Consider the following 25701-nt stretch of genomic DNA (forward strand, 5'->3'; position numbering starts at 1 on the left):
GTTAAGCTGGGGAGTCAAGTTCATCATCTTCAATGCGTTTTTCGTGGTGTTCGACGTCTTTTCTGGCATTGAAGCGATCGGCTTTTTCCAGTGTTACTGTGATGTTGTAGTCTGGGATTCCGGCGTACTTTTCATAGCGGCCCCTTGGCAGAAGGAAGTTTCCTTCTGGGAAATGAACCTGGACATTGCCCCGTGAAATGTCTACGAATTTCGCTCTTCCTTGGAAAACACCAAAGCCGTTGTATAGAACAATTCCTTCGCCTTCAGCAATGCTAAGGTCCTGTGCGTCTTCTGCATTCATCAGGACATCATAGCGTCCAGCGCCGTTGAGCGGATCGACTTCATTGTAGACCATGGAGTTGAATTGCTTTCCTCGACGGGAAGTAACGATGAATTGTCCTTCTTTCTTACCGAGTTCAGGGATATCAACTGAAATCAGATTTCCTTTTCCATCTGAAGTAGGGCAGATTCCATCTTCACATAACCAGGCTCCGCCCCACTGGAACACATCTCCTGCTTTTTTAAGATGTTGTACTCCATCATAATTAGGGTTTGCCAGTGCGATTTCATTCCGAATCTCCTGTGCATCTTTAAAATCAACCAAATGTGCAGTCTCAGGCTTGATACGCTTAGCCAAATCAATGTAGATTTTCCACTCTGCACGAGCTTCTTCAACCTGATTCTTATTGCCTTCGATTTCAGGGCTGAAATATACCATACGCTCTGTTGAAGTGGATGTTCCGCCGCCTTCCTGCTCATAACGAGTCTTCGCCGGAAGAACGATGACGGCTTCCTTTGCATCAACAAGGGTAGACGTATTCAGGATGATATCCTGATGGACGCGGATGTCCAATTCAGACAATGCTTTCTCCACAAAGTTGGGGTCCGGCATTGTTTCAAGGAAATTGCCGCCCGACAGATAGTACATCTTAATCTTGCGTTCATGTTCCTCAGGAAGCAAAATATTCTCGAGAGTCACTCCGACGATGTCGCCTTGCCAATCCGGAAGTTCGAATCCCCATAGCTCCTCAATTCGCTTAATATTTTCTCCATAAAAATCCCCGCCTGAGAGAACGAAAGGATCTGCACCCATTTCGCCGCTGCCCTGGACAGAAGAGTGTCCACGGAAAGGCATCAGACCTGCGTGCTTTCGGCCAAGGTGTCCCCTGAGCAATGCAAGGTTCGCCACTTGTGAAATATTATCTGTTGCAAATGAATGCATCGTCAAACCAAGTGCCCATGCATAAACCGCATTCTTGCTATTAGCGAGAAGTTCAGCCAACTCGATAATGCGTTCTTTAGAAATGCCAGAAGATGCGATAATATCGTCCCATTTTTGCTCCTGGACTTTGGCTTTTAATTCTTCATAGCCATTTACATGTGCGTTGACAAACTCATGATTGATGGCCGAACCGTGATGGCTCTCCTCCATTTCAAACCAATGCTTCATGATTCCATGCATAAAGGCAATATCTCCGCCGATGTTCACCTGGTAGAAATCATCCGCAATTTTCGTGCCGAAGAGAGCGGATTCTGGATTTGAAGGAATCCAGTATTCATCCATAGCCGGTTCCTTATATGGATTGACGACAATGATTTTTGTTCCCTTTTTCTTTGCCTCCAACATATATTTCGAAGAAACCGGTGAACTGTTTGATGCTACGCTGCCCCAGAACAACAATACATCAGTGCCAATCCAGTCCTGATAATTAGAAGTAGAAGCTCCAACGCCAATGGATCGTTTTAGCGCTGTTTTAGAAGGTGAATGACAAATCCGGCTTGCATTGTCAATATTGTTGGTACCCAGAAAGCGGGAGACTTTACCTGCTACATAGTACGATTCATTTGTAATTCCTCGGCTTGTCAGGTAAAAAGCGTACTGTTTCGGATCCAGCTTTTTCGCTTTCTCTGCAATCATATCCATTGCATCATCCCAGGTAATGCGGGAGAACTTCCGCTCACCCTTCCTGCGGATCATTGGATAGGGGATACGTCCTAGTTTGCGAAGCTGGGTGCTATCATATTTCCTGAGGTCATCAATATCGGAGTGGAGAATTTCCGGTTTAATAGCACCGGCAGTATTCAGCCTAAGGACATTCAGTCTTGTTGTACAGATGTGGGGACCGGTTAACGTCTGGTCATTGAGACCTGATACACCCAGCGCACATCCGTCACAAACCCCTTTAGTCAGGATGTTGGTCGCGTACCCAAAGTTATCCCTGTTGTCCCAAAGTGTTTTCATAGTATCTCTAATATGCTTAGGTTTCACTTTGCCAAGCCCAAAGGGAATCGGGCTGACCCAGTGTTTAGGTGCAGGCATTGCTGCTTTTTTCTGTGGTCCTGGATGTTTTGTTTTTCCCAATTGAAACACTCCCATTTATTACGATCTTTAAGTCAAAAAAAGGTTGTTATCACCATGATTTTGTTGTTTTTTGTCCTGTTCAAAAATCGCTTTAAAAAGGTGTTAGGGGCTCTTTTCAAAGATCCTTCTAATAAAGACTGCTTAAGGACACGTAAAACTTTTGGTTGAGAAAGCAACAAAGTTTACGAAAGAGCCTTATAAAAAAAACCACCGTTAGCCTGAGAATGATGCTTCAGGTGTTAACGGTGGTTAGTCTTTAGCAGGTTCGCTGCCAAGTGCCATACCTTTTCATTCACTGAATTTCGCTTGGATATCTTCATCGAAAACAAAGATGGACATTCCAAAATCACGATCGATATCTATATCTACAAAAAGTTCTACCAACTTGCAGCCGAGAAAATCTTCCATCTCCATTGGAGGATTCTTTCGGTACATTTCTTTAACCATTTCCGTTCTTGCAGCTCTCAGTGCCTGTTTCCCTTCATTTGCGGAAGCAATGAACTTCTCAACAGGTGAAAGGTTTCCCTCCATCTCGCAGATGGCCCATTTTTTACAGAAGGTAGTGGTTATTTTGCTTGGCCCTTTCCCCATATGCTTTTTGCGAAAGGAACGGACTAGATTACTGAATTCCGCCTCGTATTTATTCATATGATCCTCCTGTCATCAATACAGGTTATAAGACGATTGGTATTTTACCATATAAAGAGGCGATTACAAAGCATTAACCAGCGAGTCTTTCACTCGCTTCATTTTGTTTTCGCAGTTTATTAATGTCACGGCGAATTAAAATGGATACTGCCAGTGCAACAACGAACAGTCCGCTGAAGAACGTTAGGCTTGTTGCATAGCTTCCAGTAGTGTCTTTCATCCAGGCTGCGAACATTGGTCCTGCCAATCCGGCAGCGGCCCATGCAGTCAGGATATAGCCGTGAATCGCGCCTAGTTGTTTTGTTCCAAATATGTCACCGATGAAAGCAGGGATCGCAGCAAAACCGCCTCCATACATTGTGTAAACCACCGCAAGCATAACCTGGAATAAGAAAGCTTCTTTTGTATGCGGCAGTAACATAAATAATACAATCTGTGAGGCAAAGAAAATGGTGTAAGTATTTGGACGGCCGATATAGTCTGATATCGACGCCCAGGCAATACGGCCGAAGCCGTTGAATAGACCTAAAACACCAACAAGTGCAGCAGCCTCAGCTGTAGTCAGACCAATACTTTCTTCTGCCAAAGGTTTTGCGGCCGAAAGAATGGCGATCCCGCAAGTGACGTTGATGAAGAGCATCACCCACAGATAGTAAAATCGGGAAGTTTTTATAGCTTCATTGGCAGTGAGCTGGGAAAGGTCTTTCTTCACTTTCACTTTACCCGAATCAGCTTTTTCCTTAAAGCCTTTTGGAGCCCAATCAGCTGGCGGTCTTTCCAGGTACAATGATGATAGTGTCATGATGATAAAATAGGCTGCACCAAGAATGTAAAACGTATTTGCCGTTCCTACAGATTTAATCAAAGAGTCCATAACAGGACTGCTGATTGCTGCAGCAAATCCAAATCCCATGATCGCAAGTCCTGTTGCCAGACCGCGTCTGTCAGGGAACCATTTTACTAAAGTCGAAACAGGGGCTATATAACCCACTCCCAGTCCTATGCCGCCTAAAACTCCATAAGTAATATACAATAATGGCAATGATCCAAGGTTTACTGCAAGGCCTGACCCTAAAATTCCTGCTCCAAAAAAGCCTGCTGCAAGAAGCCCAGCTTTTCTGGGTCCATGTTTCTCTACAAAATGTCCAAGGAATGCAGCTGATAGTCCTAAAAATAGGATTGCCAGGCTGAAGGTAAATTGTACTTGCTTGGAAGTCCACCCAAATTCTTCGATTAATGGGTTTGTAAAATTGCTCCAGGCGTACACTGAACCAATAGATATATGGATTCCCACTGCAGACGCTGCAATAAGCCATCGGTTCTTCGTCTTTTTCATGCTTTTTCCCCCTTACTTAAATTTCTCCATAAAACAATTGCTATGACATTGAAGTTGATGGAATCTATTAAACTGCTGATTAGCTGATTCCAAGCTCGATATGTATACTGTTGTACTTCACTGTTCTCTCTCAAGAAACAGAAAACCGCCAATCTTTCCAAGCCCGCCAGAAAGAGGCGGACATTGACAGAAAAATTGACGGTTAGTAATAAGCAGGTATCGCTACTTATGGACCAACAGTTAATCGCTTACATTTCCATTACACTTTAACCGACGACAGGATCGCTATCTCGAAATCAAAATGTGACAGAATAGTGAACTTCGGGAAAATTTTATCATCTTAGAACTGTAGATGCAATACATTTTATGTTGCTAAATCAATTTTACACTATTGGTGTGTTGTAAATTTTTCTTGTGAAAAAGAAAAGAGTGTGTTTAGATTTTAAGTATTCTCAAAATCTTAAAACTCAGGTGACGACTATGTTAGAAAATATGAGTGATAAATATACCATAACAAAATATCAGGATGGACAATTCCTGGACGTAGAGGATGTCATCGTCAATGAATTTCCATTGACAATCTATGTAAACGATATGGAGTTCGCAACCATGGTTTGCACTCCTACACATTTTGAGGAAATGGTTGTCGGTTTTCTGGCATCCGAAGGGGTTATCCGCTCCTACAATGACATCCATTCACTTAGCATCGATGAAAGCAGAGGTTATGCTTACGTTATGCTAAAAGTGAATATGACAACAAACCAGGAGTATTATTCAAAACGCTTTATCGGATCCTGCTGCGGAAAGAGCCGTCAATTCTATTTTCACAATGATGCCAAGACAGCAAAAACCTCGATGTCCAATACAACCATATCAGCGACCCAGAGCATTGCGTTAATGAACCAGATGCAGAGCAGCTCCCAGGTGTTCCTTGAAACAGGTGGAGTTCATAATGCAGCTCTTTGTTCACCGGATGAAATGATTGCGGTGCGCACGGATATTGGGCGTCATAATGCATTGGATAAACTATACGGATATAGTATTTTGAACCGAGTCCCTGTAAGAAATAAAATCATTGTTTTTAGCGGCAGAATATCTTCGGAAGTGCTATTGAAGGCTGCAAAGATTGGGGTGGGGATTGTTTTGTCAAAATCAGCTCCGACAGATCTTGCTATCAAACTGGCTAAGGATTTAAACATAACGGCAGTAGGTTTTATACGTGGAAAATCTTTTAATGTGTATTCCTGTCCAGAAAGAATTATAGATTAATTTGCTTTAATGAATGATAAAAATTTTATAGCACAAATGAACTAAAAGCCAGGGACCGTATTCGGATTCTGGCTTTTCTTAGTATAATGAATTTTTTTCGGGAAATATGTCGGACAAGAAAGAATCCGGAGGATATCGGAGGATATAGAGGGAAAAGGGAGACTCTGCTGGCTCATTTAAGGAGAACAAAGAATATCAAAAGATACGAAGAATTATCAGATAATTTGGATTTTGATTGAATATTACAGAATTGTTACAATTATCTTCGTAAAGGTATGGCAAGCCCAAGTCATCATATTCATTGAATTAGGAAAAATGAATCAAATCCGATAATAGTAGTTTACTATAATCGAGAACTGGGTATAAAGATTCATAGGGTGAATGTTGCGGTTTTTTATATTTGAGGTATAAGGACCGTTTAACAGAATAAATTTTAAAAATATAGATTTTTGAGGGGGAGTTTTAAACAGTGAAGAAAATATTAACATTATTTACTCTTATGGTGACCATAATCGGTCTCCTGGCTGCTTGTGGCAGCGATGAAAAGGCATCCGGTGACGGCGGCATGAAGTTGGCCGAGGATGGCAAGTTCACTTTTGCCTCATCTGGTGAATTCAAGCCATTCAGCGTAACGGATGGAGAAGGCAAGATGAGTGGATTTGACATCGATGTTGCCGAAGCGGTGGCAAAGGAACTTGGCCTGGAACCAAACCAGAAAAAATTCAAGTTTGCAAGTATCGTAGAAGGTGTTAAGTCAGGCCGCTTCGATGCAGCTGTTGCCAGCCATACCATTAATGATGATCGCAAAAAGCATGTAAATTTTTCTACTCCATACTACTACTCTGGACCGCAAATTTTTGTACGACCTGACAGCGATATTGAGAAACTTGCGGATTTAGACGGATTGGAAATCGCCGTTTCAAAAGGTTCTACCTATGCAAAGACTGCTGAAGATGTGACAGATAATATTGTGCTTTATGACAGTGACGTAACTGCTCTAGAAGCGTTAGCCAACGGAAGGCACGACGCTGTTATAACGGACTTTATTACAGGGAAAGAAGCGATTGGTGCTGGCCTTGAAATTGAAGGCAAAGAGCTCCTTGGACGAAGCGAGCAGGCAATTGCCATAGCCCAAGACAACGATGAATTGCTGGAGAAAGTCAACGAGGCATTGGAAACTCTAAGAGAAAATGGAACGTTGAAAGAAATCAGTGAAAAATATTTCGGTGAAGACATCACAGTTAAACCGGAGTAATAAGTTGTCATCTGAAGCGAATGTGCGGTATAACTGCACATTCGTTTCTGCTTAAAAATGAATATTAGTGAAGAATAATAGAGCCCACAGGGAGTTGAATGAATTTGCCAAGTCTATCGCATGTTATAGAAGTCTTTTTTGACACGTATGATATATTCCTCAAAGGCATGCTACTCACATTGCAAGTTACAGCAGTATCGATTTTGATTGCTATTTTCATAGGATTGTTTTTTGCCTTTCTTAAAATCTCTGGTATTAAAGTATTGGAATGGATTGCAAATGCCTATATTTATTTAGTCAGAGGAACCCCGCTAATCGTCCAAATCTTCATCTTCTACTTTGGAATGACTAATCTGAACATTTCTGCTTTTTGGTCTGTTGCACTAGGACTAGCATTCCATAACGGTGCCTATATTGCGGAAATCTTCAGGGGAACGATCCAATCTATTGACAAGGGACAAATGGAAGCTGGCCGTTCACTGGGAATGAGCAGAGTCCTGACAATGCGGAGAATCATCCTTCCACAAGCTTTCCGCCGCGCACTTCCGCCGCTAGGGAATCAGTTCATCATTGGCCTCAAGGATTCATCTTTGGCAGCTTTTATCGGAATGTATGAATTATTCAATGTCGCGACAACAAAAGGTGCAAACGATTTTGACAACATGACGTATTTGCTCATTGTTGCTGTGTACTATTTATTCCTTGTTTACTTGATATCTGCTTTGGTTGGACTGCTTGAGAAGAAACTTTCGGTAAGTGATTAAGGGGGAATTCGTTTTGGACGGAAGAGATATGATCAATGTGAAAAAACTGAATAAATCATTTGGTGATCTTCATGTACTGAAGGACGTTGATATAACAGTAAAAGAAAGTGATGTAGTTTGTTTGATTGGAGCCAGTGGATCTGGTAAAAGTACATTGCTGCGCTGCCTGAACTTCCTGGAAATCAAGGATGATGGACAAATCATCGTTGAAGGGGAAGAAATAAACGCAGGTTCTCATGATCTGAACGAAGTGCGTCAGAAAATCGGCATGGTTTTTCAGCATTTTAATCTATTTCCACACAAAAATGTGATTGAAAATATTATTGAGGCACCAATACACGTAAAAGGAATCAGCAGGTCCCAAGCCATAAAGGAAGCAAGGGAACTGTTAGGGAAGGTGGGCCTTGCCGATAAAGAAAAAGTCTATCCATCGAAACTTTCCGGCGGACAGAAGCAGCGTGTAGCAATTGCTAGAGCACTGGCGATGAAGCCTGACATCATGTTGTTTGATGAACCAACATCTGCACTGGATCCAGAGTTGGTAGGAGAAGTGCTTGCAACGATGAAAGAGCTGGCGGAAGAAGGAATGACCATGGTAGTCGTCACACATGAGATGGGCTTTGCTCGTGAGGTAGCTGATTGGGTTGTCTATATGCACGGGGGACGGATCGTAGAAGTAGGTCACCCTGAAGAAATTTTTGAAAATCCAGTCGAGGAACGTACTCGTGAGTTTTTAAGCAAAACATTTTAAAGGGATGGACGCTTAGAGCACTCTAAGCGTTCATTTTTTCTTTGGTAATGTAAAACGAACGATCTCGCTTAATTATCAGGTGATAAACATGAATGGCATAGATGGTATGTGAAAATAAAGTTTCACAGTGGATAATTAAGGGAAAAAGATTACAGAATAATTACATGGCAGCAGGCATCTTGCTGTTTATTTGTATGAGGTTATACATAACTGAAACTACATATTTCTTGGAGGCTGACATGCTTAAGAAATTATTATCAAATCTTGTTTTTACTGTGTCAGCTGCGGTGATATTGCTGTTCGTCGTAGTTGGTGCTATTGTACCGAAGAAGTTTGGTGCAATAGCTGGAGAACTTTTTAGTTTTACAACTTTTAATTTTGGCTGGTTCTATTTGCTGGCAGTGTTTATTATTGTTTTATTCTTGGTTGGACTGGCTGTTAGTAAATACGGAGCCATCCGGCTAGGCGGTGAAGGAGAGCGCCCTGAGTTTTCTTTCTTTACTTGGATCGGCATGCTTTTCTCAGCCGGTTTTGGAGCCGGGCTCGTTTTCTGGGGAATTGCTGAACCAATGAGCCACTTCTTTAATACGCCATTTGCCAATATAGAAGGAGAATCCAGGAATGCGGCCAGAGTCGCAATGGGCTACTCATTCTTTCACTGGGGAGTCAGCCAATGGTCCGTTTTTGCGATTGTTGGTTTAGTAATCGGGTTTCTTCAGTTCCGCAAACAAAGAAACGGGCTGGTTTCTACTGCCCTTGAGCCGATTACCGGCACAAAACCTGCTGTGAAAAATACAATTGATACACTTGCTGTCGTAGCTACTGTAATGGGGATTGCCACGTCTGTCGGGCTTGGCGTCCTGCAAATGAATGGCGGCCTGAACGCTGTGTTTGATACAGGAAACTCCATCGGTATACAAATGATCATTATTTTAGTCATTTTCATTGCTTATATGATTTCGTCTTCAACCGGACTTGATAAAGGGATTGCGATGCTCAGCAACTTGAATCTAGGGATTGCAATCGTACTTTTGGTATTCGTTTTGATAGCTGGTCCTACAGTTTTTATCATGGAAAGCTTTACACTGGCAATTGGTGACTACTTCGCGAATTTCATCCAGTATAGCCTGAGGCTGCAGCCCTACCAGGAAGGAACCTGGACAAGGGATTGGACAATCTTCTATTGGGCTTGGGCGATTGCCTGGTCTCCATTTGTTGGAGCGTTCGTAGCACGTGTTTCAAAGGGAAGGACAATCAGGGAGTATATTTTTGGGGTCATGGTGATTCCACCTGTAATTGCTTGTCTTTGGATTGCAGCTTTCGGTGGTACTGCTTTATGGAATGACCTGAATTACGATACGGGGATCGCGGCAGCTGTAAACGAAGATTTAACTTCTGCTTTATTTAAAACATTTGAAGTGCTGCCAATGACGTCAGTTTTATCGGTATTATCGATCATTTTGATTTTCACCTTCTTGGTCACATCAGCTGATTCGGCTACCTATATCCTGGCAAGTATGACGACATCTGGAAGTTTGAACCCTCCAAGATTCGCAAAAATCGTATGGGGTTCATTAATGGCGGCTATATCTGCCGTGCTGCTATACGCTGGCGGACTTGAAGCATTGCAGACTGCTTCATTGATTGCCGCACTTCCATTTACAGTCTTGCTGCTACTGCTGATGTTCGCAATTCTTAAACTGCTGAAAAAAGAACCACTGCCGATCAGGCCAGCAGATTTAAGACGATTCCGCAGATTAGAGAAAGCGGCAAGCAAAGAGCCAGAGAAACATAAAAAATGAACTAAGCATTTCTAAAATAGCTGGACACTAAGTGACAGACTGCAGACAGACTCGATTCGGGTTTGTCCACAGTCTGTTTTTTTATGTTGAGATGCGATTTGGCCATTGTGCTAAATTGATAAGAGTGACACACTAAAACATGTTGGAAAATAAACCAATCTGGAATGGGGAACTTTTTTAAAAAGTGGAGAAGGAACTTCATTTAAAACCACTTAAATAAATGGGGCGCTAGCCGATATAATTACCATGTAATCAGCGTGAAAATACAGCTAAGGGATGTTTGCCAAGAATGTTTATAACTCATAAACCTGAAAATATTGTTATTTTACAAGGAGAATATTCTCCGTCTATTGTATTTCTTTCGGTAGTCATCGCGTTTCTCGCTTCCTTTACTGCCCTTTCGATGAATGAGAGGATCAGAAAGAATGGTTTTTTTAGCAGGAATCTTTGGCTGGTCCTCGCGTCTATTGCTATGGGAATGGGGATTTGGGCGATGCATTTCATCGGAATGAGTGCTTTCAGGCTTCCGGTGACCATGGAATATAATCTTCCAGCCACTATATTGTCTGTTTTTCCTGCGGTAATGGCTTCGTACCTGGCTTTTTATATCTCAAATCGGACCAACCTAACTCCATGGCCTAAAATACTTGCCGGCATCATTATGGGAATCGGAATTGCTTCGATGCATTATATTGGAATGTCTGCGATGGAAATGGAAATTGAATATGCTTATCGGCCAGTTCTATTCATTCTATCCATCCTGATTGCCATTCTTGTTTCCTATGTTGCTCTATACATATTTACCAGCCTGCAAAAGTTCATGGGAAACTTTTTTCTCAAGCTAATCACATCCTTATTGATGGGGATCGCTGTCGCGAGCATGCATTATATAGGCATGGAGGCGATTGTTTTTTATACGGAGGGAAATCAGCTGCCACCAACCTCTCATACGCATCACATGAATTTGCAAATGCTCATTGTTTCTGTGACATTGGGCATTGGAGTGATCTTGGGACTTTCTGGTCTATCAAGCTTGCTCGATCGGTATGTCGATTTTCGTTTAAATCATTTCGATGCTTTGACAGGGATGCCAAATAGACGGCAGTTTGAAAAATTGCTCAATGTCTCTTCGCCAGCAAGTTTGGCCATCATCCACATACATGGACTGGAAAAATGGAATAGACGATATGGCTATGAAGTTGGTGATGATGTCATTAAGACTATCAGCGAAATTCTTGTCAAGCTCAAGCCAGCGTTCTGTATGTTGTACAGGATAGAAGGCAATCGCTTTGCCCTGGTCTTAGAGAATGAACCTGACACTGCGAAATTGAAAATTTCCCTGGAAAGAATCATGGCTTTTTTGAGTAAACCGTTAGTTATTAATGAAAAGAAATTGCCGATTGAAATGGTCTGTGCAGTGGCTTCTGCTGAAGCGAATGGCCGTCCAGAACTATTCTCGAATACGATGGCAGTACTTCAATATTCTAACACCGGTTTTAATCATGCAGTGATTGAATATGACCCGAAAATCCATACCTTCGCTTTTGAGCGGAATCTGATTCAGGACATAGACAGGGCGATGCAGGAAGATGAACTTTTTGTTTTATACCAGCCTAAAGTATGTTCCAAGACTCGGGTCGTGTTTGGAGTTGAAGCTTTGCTTCGTTGGAAGCATTCCATACATGGTGTGATTTCACCAGGTATTTTTATACCGATTCTTGAAGAAAACGGGAAAATGCACGAAGTTACAGATTGGCTCATTGATCATGTTTGCAAGCAAATCAGCGCTTGGAACAGCCATGAACTGCCAATTTTCAAGGTAGCGATCAATATACCAGGATCCTACTTTACATCACCACACTTAATGGAAACATTGAAGCAGAGCGTTTCGAAGTATGGGATCGAAAGCAATTATCTTGAGCTTGAAATTACAGAGACGAGTGTGATTGATCAGATCGAAGATGCAATCAGGGCAGTGGGGGATTTCAAAGAATTTGGTTTTACGGTCGCCCTAGATGATTTTGGGACGGGCGTATCATCATTATCTTATTTAAAACGGCTGCCGATTTCGACCATGAAAATAGACAAATCCTTTGTGGATGATGTCCCTCAATCAGAAAAAGATTCTGCGATCATGAAAGCCATCATCAGTCTCGGACATTCATTGAAATTAAAAGTGGTGATTGAAGGAGTGGAAAATGAAGAACAAATGAATTTCCTTTCCTCCAATTCCGAAAATCCAATTATTCAGGGTTATTATTACTCTAAACCGCTTGATGCAGATGAGCTTGTTAGTTGGATCGATAATTTTAATGAGATTGCTGTCTGAGAAAATATTCTATGAAACTTTTAATTTTTTCAAAATATACATGAGGTATCTTCATTTTTATGACGATACATCTAAAACAAAGGAGAAAACTAGATGAATTTAACGATTTCACAGATCAAAAAGAAATCCCTTGCCACTTTAAAAGGAAAGTGGGGCCTTGGTGTCGCTCTTACTTTTATCGTTTTTCTGATCACGACGTTCGTGCCCACGATTGTAGAGATCTTGTTAAGTGGTGGATTTTCTCAGTGGTTTAATCAAACCGAAACGCCAGTAATTGCAGATATGGTTAATCTATTGATTTCTTTTTTATTCATTCCGCTGACCGTTGCCAGCTACTGGTTCTATTTAAGCATTGCCAGGTGGAATGACCCGAAAATCTCTGATGTATTTGCGGTATATAAAGAATGGGAGCTTTCGCTTAAGCTAATCGGGACCTCCATCCTCGTCGGAATCTTTACGCTTCTATGGTCTTTATTATTAATTATCCCGGGCATTATCAAAGGGCTATCCTATTCTCAAGTATTCTTCCTGCTTAGAGATAACCCGGAACTCTCGGCTCTTGAAGCGATTACGGAAAGTAAAGTCAGGATGAAAGGCTATAAGTGGAAATATTTCCTGATGAATCTTAGTTTTATAGGTTGGGCATTCATTGCCATCTTTACCTTTGGAATTGGTTTCCTTTGGCTGACTCCATACATCAGTACAGCCAATGCAACCTTCTATAATGAATTGATCGCGCCGCAAGGCCATGAAGAACCGGAGTCAACTGATTTGGAAAGCTAACATGAAAACGTCCAGCTACTTGTAGCTGGGCTTTTTTACGGACTTCCTTTTATAAAGGAGTGGCTGTTTTGCCATGTTTGTGTTCATGTAAAGCAGGCAGTCCAAAACATACTCAAAAAATATTGAAGGATAATTGTGGAAACTGCCGAATAGTAATAGTTCACGAAACTTAAGAAATGAGGGGAATTATGGGAGTAGACAGATCTCAACTGTTTTTAATCGATCAGAAGGATGGGTTCAAACCTACTTTCGGTCACCTGGTGTCTATGATGAATTATGTACGTTCCACCACCCTTGAAGAGGTAGAAGGCCTCACAATAGAGGAACTGGATTTCCTAATCCATGATGAAGCAAATTCAATTGGCATGCTGCTTGCCCACATGGCGGCAGTAGAAAGAATCTATCAGATTGTGACTTTTGAGAAAAGGGATCCAACTCCGGAAGAGGAAGAAGCCCTTGCGGCAGGCCTCGCACTTGGGGAAAAAGGAAAGGCCTCATTCAAAGGATTTCCTCTGGAACATTATCTGGCTGATCTCGAGGCTGCACGGGAAGATACGTACAATAAGTTCCGGATTCTTTCTGACGAGTGGCTGTTTGAGCAGACGAACTGGTGGTGGAACGAGCCAGGAAACAATTACTTTAAATGGTTCCATGTGTTTGAAGATGAGATTAACCACCGAGGGCAGATTAGGATGATTAAGAAGATTTATAGTATGCAAAAAGAACATTCAGCTAAATAGATTATGGAGCAGAATCCGTGGAGCATTCACGGATTCTTTTTTAAAAAAATCAAATGCAGCTAATTTTCTACAAATTTTTAAAACTTTTGAAACTAATCTTCGTGACAATCGTATTACATATCAAGAAATAAATGGAATAAGGAGGGTGCTTGTTCGATTTTAGCAAGGGGTGAGTAAAAATGGAGCTGTTTGGCATACCATTAGAAACGATTTATTTTTACGGGTTGGTCATTTCGGGTGGTGTCACAATCATTTATTTATTTTTTGGGGATGCCCTTGAGGGACTGACAGAAGCTATTCCTTTTGTGAATCCAACTTTAATTTTTTCTTTTGTTGCGATTTTTTCAGCAGGCGGGTATTTAGGCGAAGTTTTTACAAAGCTACACAGCGTTCTGATTGCTGCTGCTTCTGCAATTATTGCTCTTATTCTAGTCACTTTGCTGAATGTATTTGTGCTGATCCCACTATCCAATGCCGAAGAGTCTCTCGTGTATAAAGAGAGTGACTTAAGAGGGAGGATTGGGACTGTCATAACAGGAATTCCGGTCGACGGCTATGGAGAGGTCATGATTGAGAATATCAGCGGCCGCATCTCTAAGCCAGCTGTCAGCTTTACAAAAACTGAAATTCCATATGGAAAAAAAGTATTGATCATCGATATTGAAAATGGAGTCCTGCAAGTCAAGATGTACGAAGAGTTAGAGACTTATATTTAGGGGGAAAAGGTATGGATCTTATGTTTATTGTTATTGGCTTTGTTGTTTTCCTTGTTATCGCAATGGTTGCCGTATTCATCACCAAATATAAAACGGCTGGGCCTGACGAAGCCTTGATTGTTACGGGCAGCTTCTTGGGAAGCCGGAATGTGCACACGGATGAATCGAATAATAAAATAAAAATAATCAGAGGCGGCGGTACGTTCATCTTCCCTGTATTCCAGCAATCCCGCCCGTTAAGCCTGCTCTCGAGCAAGCTTGAAGTAACCACTCCGGAAGTTTACACAGAGCAAGGCGTGCCAGTAATGGCGGATGGAACGGCTATCATCAAGATTGGCGGATCCATCAGTGAAATCGCAACTGCCGCTGAGCAGTTTCTTGGAAAAACGAAAGAAGATCGGGAGAATGAAGCGAAGGAAGTTTTAGAAGGGCATTTGCGTTCCATTCTAGGATCGATGACTGTAGAAGAAATCTATAAGAACCGTGATAAGTTCTCTCAGGAAGTCCAGCGTGTTGCTTCACAGGACCTTGCAAAAATGGGACTTATCATTGTTTCATTCACAATCAAGGATGTACGTGATAAAAACGGGTACCTCGACTCCCTTGGTAAACCTCGTATTGCCCAAGTAAAACGAGATGCGGACATCGCGACGGCTGATGCGGAAAAAGAAACACGCATCAAGAAAGCGGAAGCGGATAAAGAAGCGAAGAAGGCCGAATTCGAACGGGCGACTGAAATTGCCGAAGCTGAAAAAATCAATGGCCTGAAAATGGCGGAATTCCGCCGTGAGCAGGACATTGCCAAGGCACGTGCCGACCAGGCATATGATTTGGAAAATGCAAGAGCTCAGCAAGAGGTAACAGAGCAGGAAATGCAGGTCAAGATCATCGAGCGCCAAAAGCAAATTGAGCTCGAAGAAAAAGAAATTCTGCGCCGTGAACGCCAGTACGATTCAGAGGTCAAGAAAAAGGCTGATGCTGACCGCTATGCTGTCGAACAATCCGCAGCAGCAGATAAGGCCAAGCAAATCGCTGAAGCAGATGCGAATAAGTACCGTATTGAAGCAATGGCTAAAGCGGAGGCAGAAAAAGTCCGTATGGATGGTATGGCAAAAGCAGAAGCCGAGCGCGCACAGGGTGAATCAGAAGCTGAAATTATCCGCCTGAAAGGTCTCGCAGAAGCAGAAGCAAAAGAGAAGATCGCTGAAGCATTCGAACAGTTCGGCCAGGCTGCAATCCTCGACATGATCCTGAAAATGCTTCCTGAATACGCGAAGCAAGTTGCAGCGCCACTTGGAAACATTGACAAGATCACTGTTGTCGACACAGGAGGCAGTGACTCCAATGGCGGAGCGAACAAGGTAACGGGCTATGCCACCAATTTAATGGCAACACTTCAAGAGTCCCTTAAAGCTTCGTCAGGAATCGATGTCAAAGACCTGATCGAAAACTTCTCAGGAAAAGCGAATGTAAGACACAGTATTGATGCATTGACAGATGAAATTCGCGATACCAAGACCGAAAACCGAATTGAATCAGCGCTAAAGCAGGAAGAATAGAAGGAAAAACCCGCCTGGACACCGATTTCAGGCGGGTTTTTAATTGTGAAGGTACTATTATATAGTGATGAAAATCCATTTTATAGAGAAAATGTTATTTCTATATCCGAAAACAATTTTTTATAGCGACATATTCGATAATATAGCGACTTTTACAATTATATAGCGACTTTTTCGGTTTTATAGCGAACTGGAAAAAATCACTCGTTTTTTCCAGTTGCATTACAATAAAAATCGCCTGAACTCACTAAAACAAGCTCAGGCAAAAACAAGAACTATTCTTTTACCTCAGGTTTCAGCCATCCCTTGAAATATCCTTTTGCCTGTGGATGGCCTGCTTTTTCAAAGAGTGTGATTACATCGTGTCCAGATGCGTTTTTATTTGTATAGTCGTGGACATAAGTTTTCATAGCTTTGTTTACTTTTCCGGCCTTCACTAAATAGTCCAGTTCAGCATACATATTGTACCCTTGTATACCCATCATGACGGCGTAGTCATTGATATTTTTATAATCGCTTAATGGGCTGCTTAAATACTGGCCTTCTTTTTGAATTCTGGCGATTTCTTCTTGTTGTTTCATTTGTTCTTCTACAGAGCTTCTAACCAAGTAGCCTTTTTCACCCATATAAGTTTTCAGGGAATAGCTCACGAGACTTTCGTTTACCCACGGTTCTTTATATCCATGACTGCCGACCAAACCTGAAAGCCATTGACGAATCACGCCATCTGTCATGCTTAGGGATGTATAGCTGTTATCAGAAAAATTATATCCAGCTGAGAAAATCATCCCCTGGTAAGCCATTTGTGGGTTGCCTTCTCCGGTACGGATAATATCCAGTTCTTTATAAGGTAAAGTTGAATCAAAAAACTCCTCGAAATATTCGATCGATTGACCAGCGCCCATTGCATTCCTGTTTGCTGTTTCTTGTTTGTCAATGGTAGGACGGTACCAAACATTCACGAGTGTTTCATTACTAGTCATGAATCTTTCCGTTTGATAATACTGAGTATCCAATAAGACGATAGAAAAATCGCGGACACCCTCTACCTTAGCACTATATTTCTTGTTTTCACCTTCGATTTCTGTTGTTGCATTTGCTTCTTCTCCATTCGAAAGAATCTCGTATTTAGCAGGGGCGTTAATGGCTACATCATAGTTAGCTGTTTCGCTATAAAAAGGAGATCCCAATGGTGAATAAGGATCCAGATTCCAGCCGTTTTTATCATGTACAGCCTGTATGGGCAGGAAACTGCCAAGCCATACTGCGGCATAATCATAACTAGCATTGCTGTAATTCGAAGGGAGCTGGAACTTAAATTGGATGTCCAGTTCTGCGGCAGAATTGACTTTCCACTCATCCATTTGTATTTCTAATATCGTGCCTTCAACTTTAAAATCAGCTTTTTGCTTATTCACTTTGATGTCTTCGATCTCAATCCAGCCTGGTGTCGGTGAAGGGCCTCTGACGAATTCCCAGTCCGGACCATCAATCGGTTCCTTAAACTGGTTAGGGTACAGGTGAAAATAGACTTTTTCCTGTACGGCACCGGTAGTATTAGTAGTTGTAACATGCAGAGTTCCCTGCAATGTGGCATCAGCATCCAGATAGGTCAATTCGGCCTTATAATTGACCGGCTCATGCTCCTTATTGGTAAAGCTGTAACTAAATAAGTCTTTAGCCTCTTTGGGTTCAGTTGATGCACCAACACTTTTTTCCTCTTTCTTCGTATGATCCTCTGCGAAAAACTCCGCATACGAAAATACACCCGCCCATAACACGAAGGCTACCGTCAATAATGCGGTAAATGCAGACTTAGGGTATTCCGAAATATGTTTAGAAGCCATTATGACTAGCTTGTCAATAAATCGATAAACTCTAAAGCTGCTAAAATACCTGCGGGCTATCGTGAGTTTTTCTCTCACCATGTCACTGACATATTTCTTCTTTTCATACTCTGTCTTAGCTTGTTCGGGGACGCCTACTAGCACAAAATTTTTGGATACGGAGGTGTCTGTTATTCTAACCTGATCGACTGCTGCTTTCACCCTGTTTTTGGCAGGTACGACTCCGGCTAAATTGTCCTCAATCCCTTTTTTCATCCAGTTGACGATGATGGCAATAAAAGCAATGATTAACATCGGACTGTAAGCCATCCACGGAGCTCTTCTGATCAGCCAGAAGTTCTGTCCGGCCATACCGGCAAGCTCGTTGGTGATCGAACGGTAAATCAGCCTTGGTGTATCAGTCAAAGGAGTCGGATGCGGCCCGCCTAAATACAATGAAAAGATTCCTAGAAACGTCAACAGCTGCAATATTGATAAAATTTGCTGTGTTGTCAATAAAAGAAAATGAGATTTGACGTTCGGCCATACATGCTTTTTCAACATGTGAAATTTGCTTGCCCCCATCAGTGTTGAGCTTAGCACATAAGGCTGTTTCTCAATTTCATCCATCATATCAAGAATGTAATTATAGACGCCGGGAAGTCCGACCAGCAGCATGATGATCAATTGATATTCCAGTATGACCATTGCTGAAATCCCGGTTGGGGATGAAGCTACCGGAAGCATCAAAATAATCCCGACGAGCAATTGGGGAATATACCGGAATGGCCAAAAGAAAGCTGAGAAATATCGTCTAAAGCTCGGATACAGTAATTTCGTTACAAGTGCCAGTAATGTCCCAATCAATAATCGAGCAAGTGTTATCCCCATTACAGCACCGAGAGTATACTTTACTCCTACGAGCACCAAGTTAACCATGCTTCTTGCGCCCAAATCTGTCCCGAGCGGGAAGGTCAGTGAAGGGGGAGCAGGCGGAGCCGCGACAAACTTCCCATTTTCATCGAATATCAACGGTTCATTGCTCTCAGGCATCAGTTCTGTGTTCCAGCTAATCAGGAACAAAGTGAACAATATTGTTGAACCAACCAGGAGATTCCGATGTTTATGTTGATTAATATATGAACTTATTTTCACGATCATCCTTAGAAAAGCTTTAAAAAAAAGAGATAATCCCCTTCTTGCTTTTTGCCTATTCAGTTCTTTTGTATTCTTGATAAGCCAATTCAAATCCGACCTTGCTTTATTAACAACCGACGAAATCCCAGCCGGTAGAAATCTCTTAATTCTTCTCATATATCCAGCCCCCGGAAGCTTCCGAACTTTTTGCCAATCAAAGAAACGATTCTTTCAACAATAATGATAGGAAGCATGAAAACTCCCACGTAAAAAAAGATGCTTACTGGTGATGTGCTTCGCATCTGAAGCAGTTTATGGAGCTCCTTTATATATCCATTTAGGACAAACATATGTTCAACTAGGACAAGTGTGGTTAAAACCATAAAGATAATGGTCTTAAAATGGATCGAGACAACCGGAACGATATTCCTGGTTAAATGCGAGAAAAGCAGATGAAGTCTAGATAACCCTTTTGCCTGGCCAAGTAGAATATAATGTTTTTCGAATTCTTCTTCCATAACCTTGATCAAGTATTGAGCGAAAAATAACGAAGGAAGGAGAGAGTTAATGATCATTGGGAAGATGATTGGTTCTTTGCCTGCCAGTCCGTACATGGTGACAAGGCGGATCTGGAACTCTCTGTAGAGCATGAACAAAAACAGTTGAATCATGAAAATGACCAGCAAATCCGGAAGCCCTTCAAAAAAGTTCAAGACATTCTTCACTCTTAAACGGTGTTTATACGGAAGATTCATAAATAAATAAGCAATCACACTTCCTATGAAAATAGTGAACAACAGACTGAAGAAAATAAGTTCAAGAGAATATGTATAGCGATCAAGAACACTTTCCGTGTTCCAGTTCTCAAAAAATTGCCAGCTGGAAGACTTGAAAAATTGCATGAAAGTATCCCTGATTACTTTTAAAAAGGATAACAAATTGACTCCAAGGTGTTCACTGTCAGGTTCCCGGAAGGTAAAAAGCCTTGGAAAGGCCATGAAAAATAAAAGACCTGCGATAGAGGTCAGAAATAAAAATGGGTAATGAATGATTTTTTTCATACAATCTCCTTTGGAAAAAATTTCTTTTTTTGTTTTGACGTAGTTAATTCATGAAAGGTTGCAAATTTTTAAAATTTTAATTAATAATTTTGTGATAATTGAAAAAATATTGTAATATGAATTATAATAAACCGACTGGATAGTTTATTTAGTTATCTTATCAACGCAAATTAGCTAGAATTCCAGGGGGAAATTCACTCAATCAGAAAGTGGGGAGATTGGCATGGAAGCAAAGGTAATGAATCAATCAATCATGTCTGCGCTCAAAAAGTTCAATGAATTAGATGAGAAGATTTCGCATTTTAATAGTATTTTAGGTTTGTTAAGCTGGGATCAAAAGGTCATCTCACCAAAAAAAGGCCGTTCCATTTTTGCAAATGCTAACGGAACACTGAGAACGGAAGCGTTCAAGCTTACTGTATCAGAAGAAATGGGAGAGCTTCTAAGTACACTCAGTACACCTGAAGCGGAGGAGTACCTTGATGATACTGCAAAGGCAAAGGTACGAGAACGGCTAAGTTTTTATAAACGTTCAAACAGGATTCCGGCTGAAATGATTAAAGATTTCTCAGTGCTTACATCAAAAGCGAATGATGCCTGGGAAGAAGCCAGGGAGAATAATGATTTTGATAGATATCTTCCGTACCTTGAGAAGATTGTAGATTTTAAAAGGAAAGCCGTAGAAATTTACGGTTATGAAAACCATCCATATGATGCGCTCCTTGATGAATTTGAGCCTGGTCTGACAGTTGAAAAGCTCGATCCATTGTTCCGTAAACTAAGAGAATCAAGTACGGATTTGCTAAAAAGAATTCAAGCGTCTTCTGACAAGCCGTCAGTCGAAATATTCGAGCAGTCATATCCGGTAGAGAAGCAAAAAGAATTCAATCGGTATATTTTGCCGCTAATCGGCTTTGATATGGAAGCAGGAAGGCTGGATGAAACGGTCCATCCATTTGCACAAACTGTGAATACAGGGGATGTCAGGATTACGACGAGGTATCTTGAACATAATGTCCGATCGGCTATATTTGGAACAATTCACGAAGCTGGGCATGGTATTTATGAACAAAATATCAATCCAGAGTTCCAGGATTCAGTTTTACAGGAAGGAGCTTCATTTGGTATTCATGAATCTCAATCCCGATTCCTGGAAAATATGGTGGGACGAAGCGAGGAATTCTGGAAGTACTTCTATCCGAAGCTGCAGGAACATTTTTCGGAGCAATTAGGGGATGTGGAATTGGACGATTTCTATCGTGCCACCAATGCTGTCCAGCCATCCTTCATCAGAGTGGAGGCAGATGAGCTCACCTATAATCTTCATATCATGGTTCGCTATGAAATTGAGAAAGCATTGATTGCCGGGGAAATAGAGGCAAAGGACCTGCCTGGAATCTGGAATGAAAAAATGAAGGATTATCTCGGCATCACACCATCCACTGACAGTGAAGGCGTCCTTCAGGATATCCACTGGTCATTTGGAGGGCTGGGATACTTCCCATCGTACTCTCTTGGTAATCTATATGCTGCACAAATCTTGAATAAGATCAAGAAAGATGTACCAGGTTTCTATGAAAGTATCGAGCAGGGGAATTTTGCAGTGATTCAGGACTGGTTGAAAGAAAATATCCATCAGTACGGAATGCTGTATACTCCAAATGAACTGATCGTCAAAGCCACCGGTGAAGAATTGAATGCGGATTATCTGGTACAGTACCTGGAAGAGAAGTATAGTAAGGTATATAAACTTTAATCATCGCGAAAAAATGAGGTAAATGAAATGACGCCAATTGTTTCAGAGGAATATAAGGAAAGGAAGCGTCAGGAGATCTTGCAGAGTGCCCATGTTTGCTTTGCCGAAAAGGGATTTGAAGCTTCGACAGTCGATGATATTGTGTCCCGTTCCGGACTGAGCAAGGGGGCAATTTACAATTACTTCAAAAGTAAAGATGAGATTTATCTTGCTTTGATGGAAGGTCAAACAAATGACTCGGGAAGTAAATTTGCCAAAGCCATTGCGGAGCGTGAGACATCATTGGAAAAACTCAATTACCTGATTGAGGCCTACTTGAACAATGACCCCAATGATGAAGAGAATATCGGACATGCGATTGTCCATTACGAGTTCAGATTGTACTCGACGCGGAACCCGAAGTTAAAGGGAATGTTGACTGAACGATACAGGGACTTCTTTGTCTCACTGCTGACAGGGATCATTAAAGAAGGTCAAACAGCTGGTGAATTCAACAAAGAGCTTGATCCACAGACATATGCGGATATATTTTGGGCGATTGTTAATGGGGCCACATTACAGGCTACCATACTTGAAGATTACCAATATAAACATATATTAAGAGAAATGCAGACGATATTCTTGGAAAAACTAAGCTTAAAATGATTAAAAACCAGTGAGGATTCTCACTGGTTTTTAGTTTGCTGTTAGCGAACCGCATTTAATTAAGATCTAGCGTATCTTGTTGATATTTTGCTTTTTCCTTCAAAAGCTTCTTCAGTTTCGGTTTGTTCTTCCTCCCTGAAAGGATGTAGAGGAAATCACCTGCCATGATGACAGTATTGCCGGTAGGTGCAATCAGTTTGCCGTGGCGGATAATCGCATTCACAAGTGTTCCTTCAGGAAAGTGGATATCCATCAACGTTTTACCGACAATCGCACTATCACTTTCCATTTCATATTCAATCATCTCGGCATCTGCTTTTCCAAGTGAAATCAGCTCAAGTGACTGCATCGGAATTGTTTTCTTAGGACCGTTCAATCCCAGCTTGTTAGCTAGCATTGGAATAGTAGCCCCCTGGATCAGTGCGCTTGTCAGCACGACGAAGAAGACAACATTGAAGATTTGATGGCTGTCCTCAATTCCTGCTAGTAAAGGGAAGGTAGCGAGGATGATAGGGACGGCACCTTTTAATCCTGCCCATGAAAGGAAAATACGCTCTTTTTGGGAGTAATCCATTTTTATTGTTGAAATAAACACAGCTGCAGGTCTTGCCACCATCATCAGGATCATGGATATCAATATGCCCTGAATCAAAATAGCCAGATTGAAAAGTTCTGATGGAAAGACAAGGAGTCCAAGAATGACAAACATTAGAATCTGCATCATCCAGGCGAAACCTTCGGTAAAACGGAAAATAGAATGCCGATATGCAATCTCAGCGTTTCCAATGGTAATCGCCGCAATGTATACGGCCAAAAGACCGCTTCCATTCAAGAACGTAGTTACTCCATAAGTCAGCAAAGCAAATGCGGTCGCGAAAACCGGATAAAGGCCACTGGAATCAAGGTTTATCGAATTCAATGATTTGACAGCGACCTTTCCAAAAATCACACCCAGTATCAGGCCAAGTCCCATTTGCAAAAAGAAGTCTGCAATCAACTTTAGGATACTTGCATCAGGAATCGTGATAAGTTCAATCATTGCTACTGTCAAGAATACTGCCATCGGATCATTGGATCCAGACTCTGCTTCGAGAGTAGAACCGAGTTTTGGTGAAATATTATGGCCTTTCAAGACTGCAAAAACAGCTGCGGCATCCGTGGAGCCAACAATTGCCCCAAATAAAATGGCTTCTAACCAATCAAGGCCCAAAATCATTTTCGCAGCGACGGCAACAATTCCAGAGGTGATTAGAACTCCAACCGTTGCAAGTGATAAAGAAGGGATAATCACTGGCCTGACATCTTTCAAATCAGTTTGCAGGCCGCCTTCAAACAGGATTATGACTAGGGCGATAACACCGATCATCTGAGCCAGTCCTGCATTATCAAAATATATGATGCCAAGAACATCACTGCCCATGACCATACCGACCATGATAAAGAAAATCAAAGAAGGAACCCCAAGTCTGGTTGAAAATCTCGTGGTTAAAACTCCTACAATGAATAAAAATGCTAAAAGCAGGATAAAAGAGTCTGTACTAATTATATGTTCAGGCAATAAAAACTCCCCCTTTATAAATTGATATCAATCTTAACCGGTACTGCTTCCACGTCCACTCCAATAAAGTGCTTCGTTTCGGAAGGTGAGGCATGCTGTAGTCTCTTTTGGATCAGTGAAATGGCAACGCCCTGGGAGTAGGCATGGTAGCCAAATGTTTTTCTGAGGGTGATCATGCCTACCGGTTCATCAATACCGGCATTTTTTGCTGCGGCATTGATAATCCGGTAGGCTTGTTGCCTTGTGATAGGGTTAGAAGTTTTTCGCGATTTAAAAAGATAGTCTGAATCAATCAAAGTATTTTCGGATAAATACTTCTCTAGGGAACTCCTGATAGGAGCATTTAAGTAAACAGGGGGATTGCTATAGGAAGGAATAGAAAGCACATTTGCTGCTTTTCCGTCCTGCTGGCACACATCGTGTACACGCAGGCTAAGTAAATCTTGCAGTTTGATTCCAGTATTGATCCCAAGTAAAAATAAACAAAAATCCCTGGTTGAGTGATTTTCGAGGAAATCTTTCATGTGCTTAATCTTATTTTTCGATTTAATTGGACTTACCGTCTGCATCGAATCACTCCTTACGTAACTTAATTATATAATAAATCAACTTATGTAACATATAAAATGCTTGTGAATTTTTTTGTTAAGTTGATATCAAATGTTATAATGAACAGTATCGAAAAAATAGGATTAATCAGGAGGCAATTATGCTGACTTTTGAACAAAAACTTGCAATCATTGAATCATTCCCTGAACTCGAACGGAAAAATGTCTCTTTAGGCCGTGTGAACTTTCATTTTGCGGAAAGTATTTATGACAAGAAAAATGTTGTGTATCATCTTCATCCGAATGGAAATGGCTTTGTCTATGGAGAGTTTTTAGATGGCTATGATGTCGATCCGAAGGGCTTGGTAAATATCCGGGATTTTACTGAGAAAGAATTGAAAAACATCATTGAACAATCGATTCAATCACTGTCAGTCAACAGTACCGTTGAATCTGCCATCATTGAGGACAATGAGGAGGAGCGTTGGATCAATTCAGAAAACCATACATTGATTCTTGTTCATGAAGATGAAATGTGGAATGTGTATGCAGGCCTGAATCTTGACGGTACATTCCTTTCGTATAATGAGGCCAAACAGTATTTAGAAGAAGAAGGATTCAGAAAAAGGTAAAAAGGATGCCCGCGGGCATCCTTTTTCTATTGTACCTGGATAAGACTAGTGTCTAGCTCCAGCGCCTAGCCAGTTTTCATCCCCGAGATTGCTTCCTCGATTATCTTGCGAGAAGCGTTAGCTTTGAGCAGCTCGAGACGTTTCCGTCCTGCCAATGAAGTCAAAGAGCGACTTCACTGTCAAGCCCTCCAACGCTTGTCGGGGCTGACCAAGGCGCTTGCGCT

General features: G+C 41.6%; 20 protein-coding genes. 13 read left to right on the forward strand and 7 right to left on the reverse strand.

What is annotated here, in order from left to right; all coding sequences use genetic code 11:
- Nucleotide 1 precedes the first annotated feature (1 nt).
- The 3 genes from AB5I83_RS14880 to AB5I83_RS14890 form a co-directional block, all read right to left on the reverse strand.
- On the reverse strand, nucleotides 2–2362 hold the full coding sequence (locus tag AB5I83_RS14880; protein WP_448976251.1) for an FdhF/YdeP family oxidoreductase: 2361 nt from the start codon (nucleotides 2360–2362) through the stop codon (nucleotides 2–4).
- Between the two features lie 288 nt (nucleotides 2363–2650).
- A complete protein-coding gene (locus tag AB5I83_RS14885) occupies nucleotides 2651–3010 on the reverse strand; it encodes a DUF2294 domain-containing protein (protein ID WP_226644419.1) in 360 nt (119 codons plus the stop codon).
- A 73-nt stretch (nucleotides 3011–3083) separates the two neighbouring features.
- A complete protein-coding gene (locus AB5I83_RS14890; protein WP_167833770.1) occupies nucleotides 3084–4346 on the reverse strand; it encodes an L-lactate MFS transporter in 1263 nt (420 codons plus the stop codon).
- Between the two features lie 480 nt (nucleotides 4347–4826).
- Here AB5I83_RS14890 and fdhD point away from each other — a divergent pair, with 480 nt between their 5' ends.
- From fdhD to AB5I83_RS14940, 10 genes are all read left to right on the forward strand, one after another.
- A complete protein-coding gene (fdhD, locus tag AB5I83_RS14895; RefSeq protein WP_448976254.1) occupies nucleotides 4827–5615 on the forward strand; it encodes a formate dehydrogenase accessory sulfurtransferase FdhD in 789 nt (262 codons plus the stop codon).
- A gap of 499 nt (nucleotides 5616–6114) precedes the next feature.
- On the forward strand, nucleotides 6115–6870 hold the full coding sequence (locus AB5I83_RS14900; RefSeq protein ID WP_448976476.1) for a transporter substrate-binding domain-containing protein: 756 nt from the start codon (nucleotides 6115–6117) through the stop codon (nucleotides 6868–6870).
- A 98-nt stretch (nucleotides 6871–6968) separates the two neighbouring features.
- Entirely contained in the window at nucleotides 6969–7634 is a 666-nt protein-coding gene (locus AB5I83_RS14905) for an amino acid ABC transporter permease (protein ID WP_167833768.1), read from the forward strand.
- Nucleotides 7635–7662: 28 nt separating this feature from the next.
- Nucleotides 7663–8385 (forward strand): amino acid ABC transporter ATP-binding protein, encoded by a 723-nt coding sequence (locus AB5I83_RS14910; protein WP_448976478.1) that lies wholly within the window; start codon nucleotides 7663–7665, stop codon nucleotides 8383–8385.
- A 239-nt stretch (nucleotides 8386–8624) separates the two neighbouring features.
- The gene (locus AB5I83_RS14915; RefSeq protein ID WP_448976256.1) at nucleotides 8625–10187 is read left to right on the forward strand and encodes a BCCT family transporter; all 1563 of its coding nucleotides are present in this window, start codon (nucleotides 8625–8627) and stop codon (nucleotides 10185–10187) included.
- A gap of 289 nt (nucleotides 10188–10476) precedes the next feature.
- The gene (locus tag AB5I83_RS14920) at nucleotides 10477–12516 is read left to right on the forward strand and encodes a bifunctional diguanylate cyclase/phosphodiesterase (RefSeq protein ID WP_448976258.1); all 2040 of its coding nucleotides are present in this window, start codon (nucleotides 10477–10479) and stop codon (nucleotides 12514–12516) included.
- 93 nt (nucleotides 12517–12609) lie between these two features.
- Nucleotides 12610–13299 carry a DUF975 family protein gene (locus AB5I83_RS14925; RefSeq protein ID WP_448976260.1) on the forward strand — a complete coding sequence of 230 codons (690 nt, stop codon included), beginning with the start codon at nucleotides 12610–12612 and terminating at the stop codon, nucleotides 13297–13299.
- A 188-nt stretch (nucleotides 13300–13487) separates the two neighbouring features.
- Nucleotides 13488–14039: a DinB family protein gene (locus AB5I83_RS14930; protein WP_448976262.1), complete on the forward strand. Its 552-nt coding sequence runs from the start codon at nucleotides 13488–13490 to the stop codon at nucleotides 14037–14039.
- Between the two features lie 179 nt (nucleotides 14040–14218).
- Nucleotides 14219–14755 carry a hypothetical protein gene (locus tag AB5I83_RS14935; RefSeq protein ID WP_226087214.1) on the forward strand — a complete coding sequence of 179 codons (537 nt, stop codon included), beginning with the start codon at nucleotides 14219–14221 and terminating at the stop codon, nucleotides 14753–14755.
- Nucleotides 14756–14766: 11 nt separating this feature from the next.
- Nucleotides 14767–16314, forward strand: a complete 1548-nt coding sequence (locus AB5I83_RS14940) for an SPFH domain-containing protein (protein WP_448976264.1) — start codon at nucleotides 14767–14769, stop codon at nucleotides 16312–16314.
- Nucleotides 16315–16589: 275 nt separating this feature from the next.
- Here the strand turns inward: AB5I83_RS14940 and AB5I83_RS14945 are convergent, their stop codons facing one another.
- Nucleotides 16590–19454: a hypothetical protein gene (locus tag AB5I83_RS14945; protein WP_448976266.1), complete on the reverse strand. Its 2865-nt coding sequence runs from the start codon at nucleotides 19452–19454 to the stop codon at nucleotides 16590–16592.
- Nucleotides 19451–20338, reverse strand: a complete 888-nt coding sequence (locus AB5I83_RS14950) for an ABC transporter permease subunit (protein ID WP_448976268.1) — start codon at nucleotides 20336–20338, stop codon at nucleotides 19451–19453. Before AB5I83_RS14950 ends, AB5I83_RS14945 begins: the two co-directional genes overlap by 4 nt.
- A gap of 223 nt (nucleotides 20339–20561) precedes the next feature.
- Here AB5I83_RS14950 and AB5I83_RS14955 point away from each other — a divergent pair, with 223 nt between their 5' ends.
- Both AB5I83_RS14955 and AB5I83_RS14960 read left to right on the forward strand, forming a co-directional pair.
- A complete protein-coding gene (locus AB5I83_RS14955; protein WP_448976270.1) occupies nucleotides 20562–22094 on the forward strand; it encodes a carboxypeptidase M32 in 1533 nt (510 codons plus the stop codon).
- A gap of 27 nt (nucleotides 22095–22121) precedes the next feature.
- Nucleotides 22122–22739 (forward strand): TetR/AcrR family transcriptional regulator, encoded by a 618-nt coding sequence (locus AB5I83_RS14960; protein ID WP_448976272.1) that lies wholly within the window; start codon nucleotides 22122–22124, stop codon nucleotides 22737–22739.
- A 55-nt stretch (nucleotides 22740–22794) separates the two neighbouring features.
- On the opposite strand, the gene AB5I83_RS14965 is transcribed toward AB5I83_RS14960, so the two are convergent.
- Complete coding sequence (locus AB5I83_RS14965; RefSeq protein WP_448976274.1) at nucleotides 22795–24297, reverse strand: potassium/proton antiporter; 1503 nt, start codon at nucleotides 24295–24297, stop codon at nucleotides 22795–22797.
- A gap of 14 nt (nucleotides 24298–24311) precedes the next feature.
- Nucleotides 24312–24866, reverse strand: a complete 555-nt coding sequence (locus AB5I83_RS14970; RefSeq protein ID WP_448976275.1) for a tyrosine-type recombinase/integrase — start codon at nucleotides 24864–24866, stop codon at nucleotides 24312–24314.
- 140 nt (nucleotides 24867–25006) lie between these two features.
- On the opposite strand from AB5I83_RS14970, the gene AB5I83_RS14975 reads away from it, so the two are divergent.
- A complete protein-coding gene (locus AB5I83_RS14975; RefSeq protein WP_448976277.1) occupies nucleotides 25007–25477 on the forward strand; it encodes a hypothetical protein in 471 nt (156 codons plus the stop codon).
- The last annotated feature ends 224 nt before the right edge of the window (nucleotides 25478–25701 follow it).

It is taken from the genome of Mesobacillus sp. LC4 (genome assembly GCF_053543455.1).

Excerpts from the sequence above, each read along its gene's own strand:
- AB5I83_RS14885 (WP_226644419.1), bottom strand. The coding sequence starts at position 3,010 with ATGAATAAATACGAGGCGGAATTCAGTAATCTAGTCCGTTCCTTTCGC.
- AB5I83_RS14930 (WP_448976262.1), top strand. The coding sequence starts at position 13,488 with ATGGGAGTAGACAGATCTCAACTGTTTTTAATCGATCAGAAGGATGGG.
- AB5I83_RS14925 (WP_448976260.1), top strand. The coding sequence starts at position 12,610 with ATGAATTTAACGATTTCACAGATCAAAAAGAAATCCCTTGCCACTTTA.
- AB5I83_RS14910 (WP_448976478.1), top strand. The coding sequence starts at position 7,663 with ATGATCAATGTGAAAAAACTGAATAAATCATTTGGTGATCTTCATGTA.
- AB5I83_RS14955 (WP_448976270.1), top strand. The coding sequence starts at position 20,562 with ATGGAAGCAAAGGTAATGAATCAATCAATCATGTCTGCGCTCAAAAAG.
- fdhD (WP_448976254.1), top strand. The coding sequence starts at position 4,827 with ATGTTAGAAAATATGAGTGATAAATATACCATAACAAAATATCAGGAT.
- AB5I83_RS14935 (WP_226087214.1), top strand. The coding sequence starts at position 14,219 with ATGGAGCTGTTTGGCATACCATTAGAAACGATTTATTTTTACGGGTTG.
- AB5I83_RS14975 (WP_448976277.1), top strand. The coding sequence starts at position 25,007 with ATGCTGACTTTTGAACAAAAACTTGCAATCATTGAATCATTCCCTGAA.
- AB5I83_RS14905 (WP_167833768.1), top strand. The coding sequence starts at position 6,969 with ATGAATTTGCCAAGTCTATCGCATGTTATAGAAGTCTTTTTTGACACG.
- AB5I83_RS14940 (WP_448976264.1), top strand. The coding sequence starts at position 14,767 with ATGGATCTTATGTTTATTGTTATTGGCTTTGTTGTTTTCCTTGTTATC.
- AB5I83_RS14960 (WP_448976272.1), top strand. The coding sequence starts at position 22,122 with ATGACGCCAATTGTTTCAGAGGAATATAAGGAAAGGAAGCGTCAGGAG.
- AB5I83_RS14900 (WP_448976476.1), top strand. The coding sequence starts at position 6,115 with ATGGTGACCATAATCGGTCTCCTGGCTGCTTGTGGCAGCGATGAAAAG.
- AB5I83_RS14890 (WP_167833770.1), bottom strand. The coding sequence starts at position 4,346 with ATGAAAAAGACGAAGAACCGATGGCTTATTGCAGCGTCTGCAGTGGGA.
- AB5I83_RS14950 (WP_448976268.1), bottom strand. The coding sequence starts at position 20,338 with ATGAAAAAAATCATTCATTACCCATTTTTATTTCTGACCTCTATCGCA.
- AB5I83_RS14915 (WP_448976256.1), top strand. The coding sequence starts at position 8,625 with ATGCTTAAGAAATTATTATCAAATCTTGTTTTTACTGTGTCAGCTGCG.
- AB5I83_RS14920 (WP_448976258.1), top strand. The coding sequence starts at position 10,477 with ATGTTTATAACTCATAAACCTGAAAATATTGTTATTTTACAAGGAGAA.
- AB5I83_RS14970 (WP_448976275.1), bottom strand. The coding sequence starts at position 24,866 with ATGCAGACGGTAAGTCCAATTAAATCGAAAAATAAGATTAAGCACATG.
- AB5I83_RS14945 (WP_448976266.1), bottom strand. The coding sequence starts at position 19,454 with ATGAGAAGAATTAAGAGATTTCTACCGGCTGGGATTTCGTCGGTTGTT.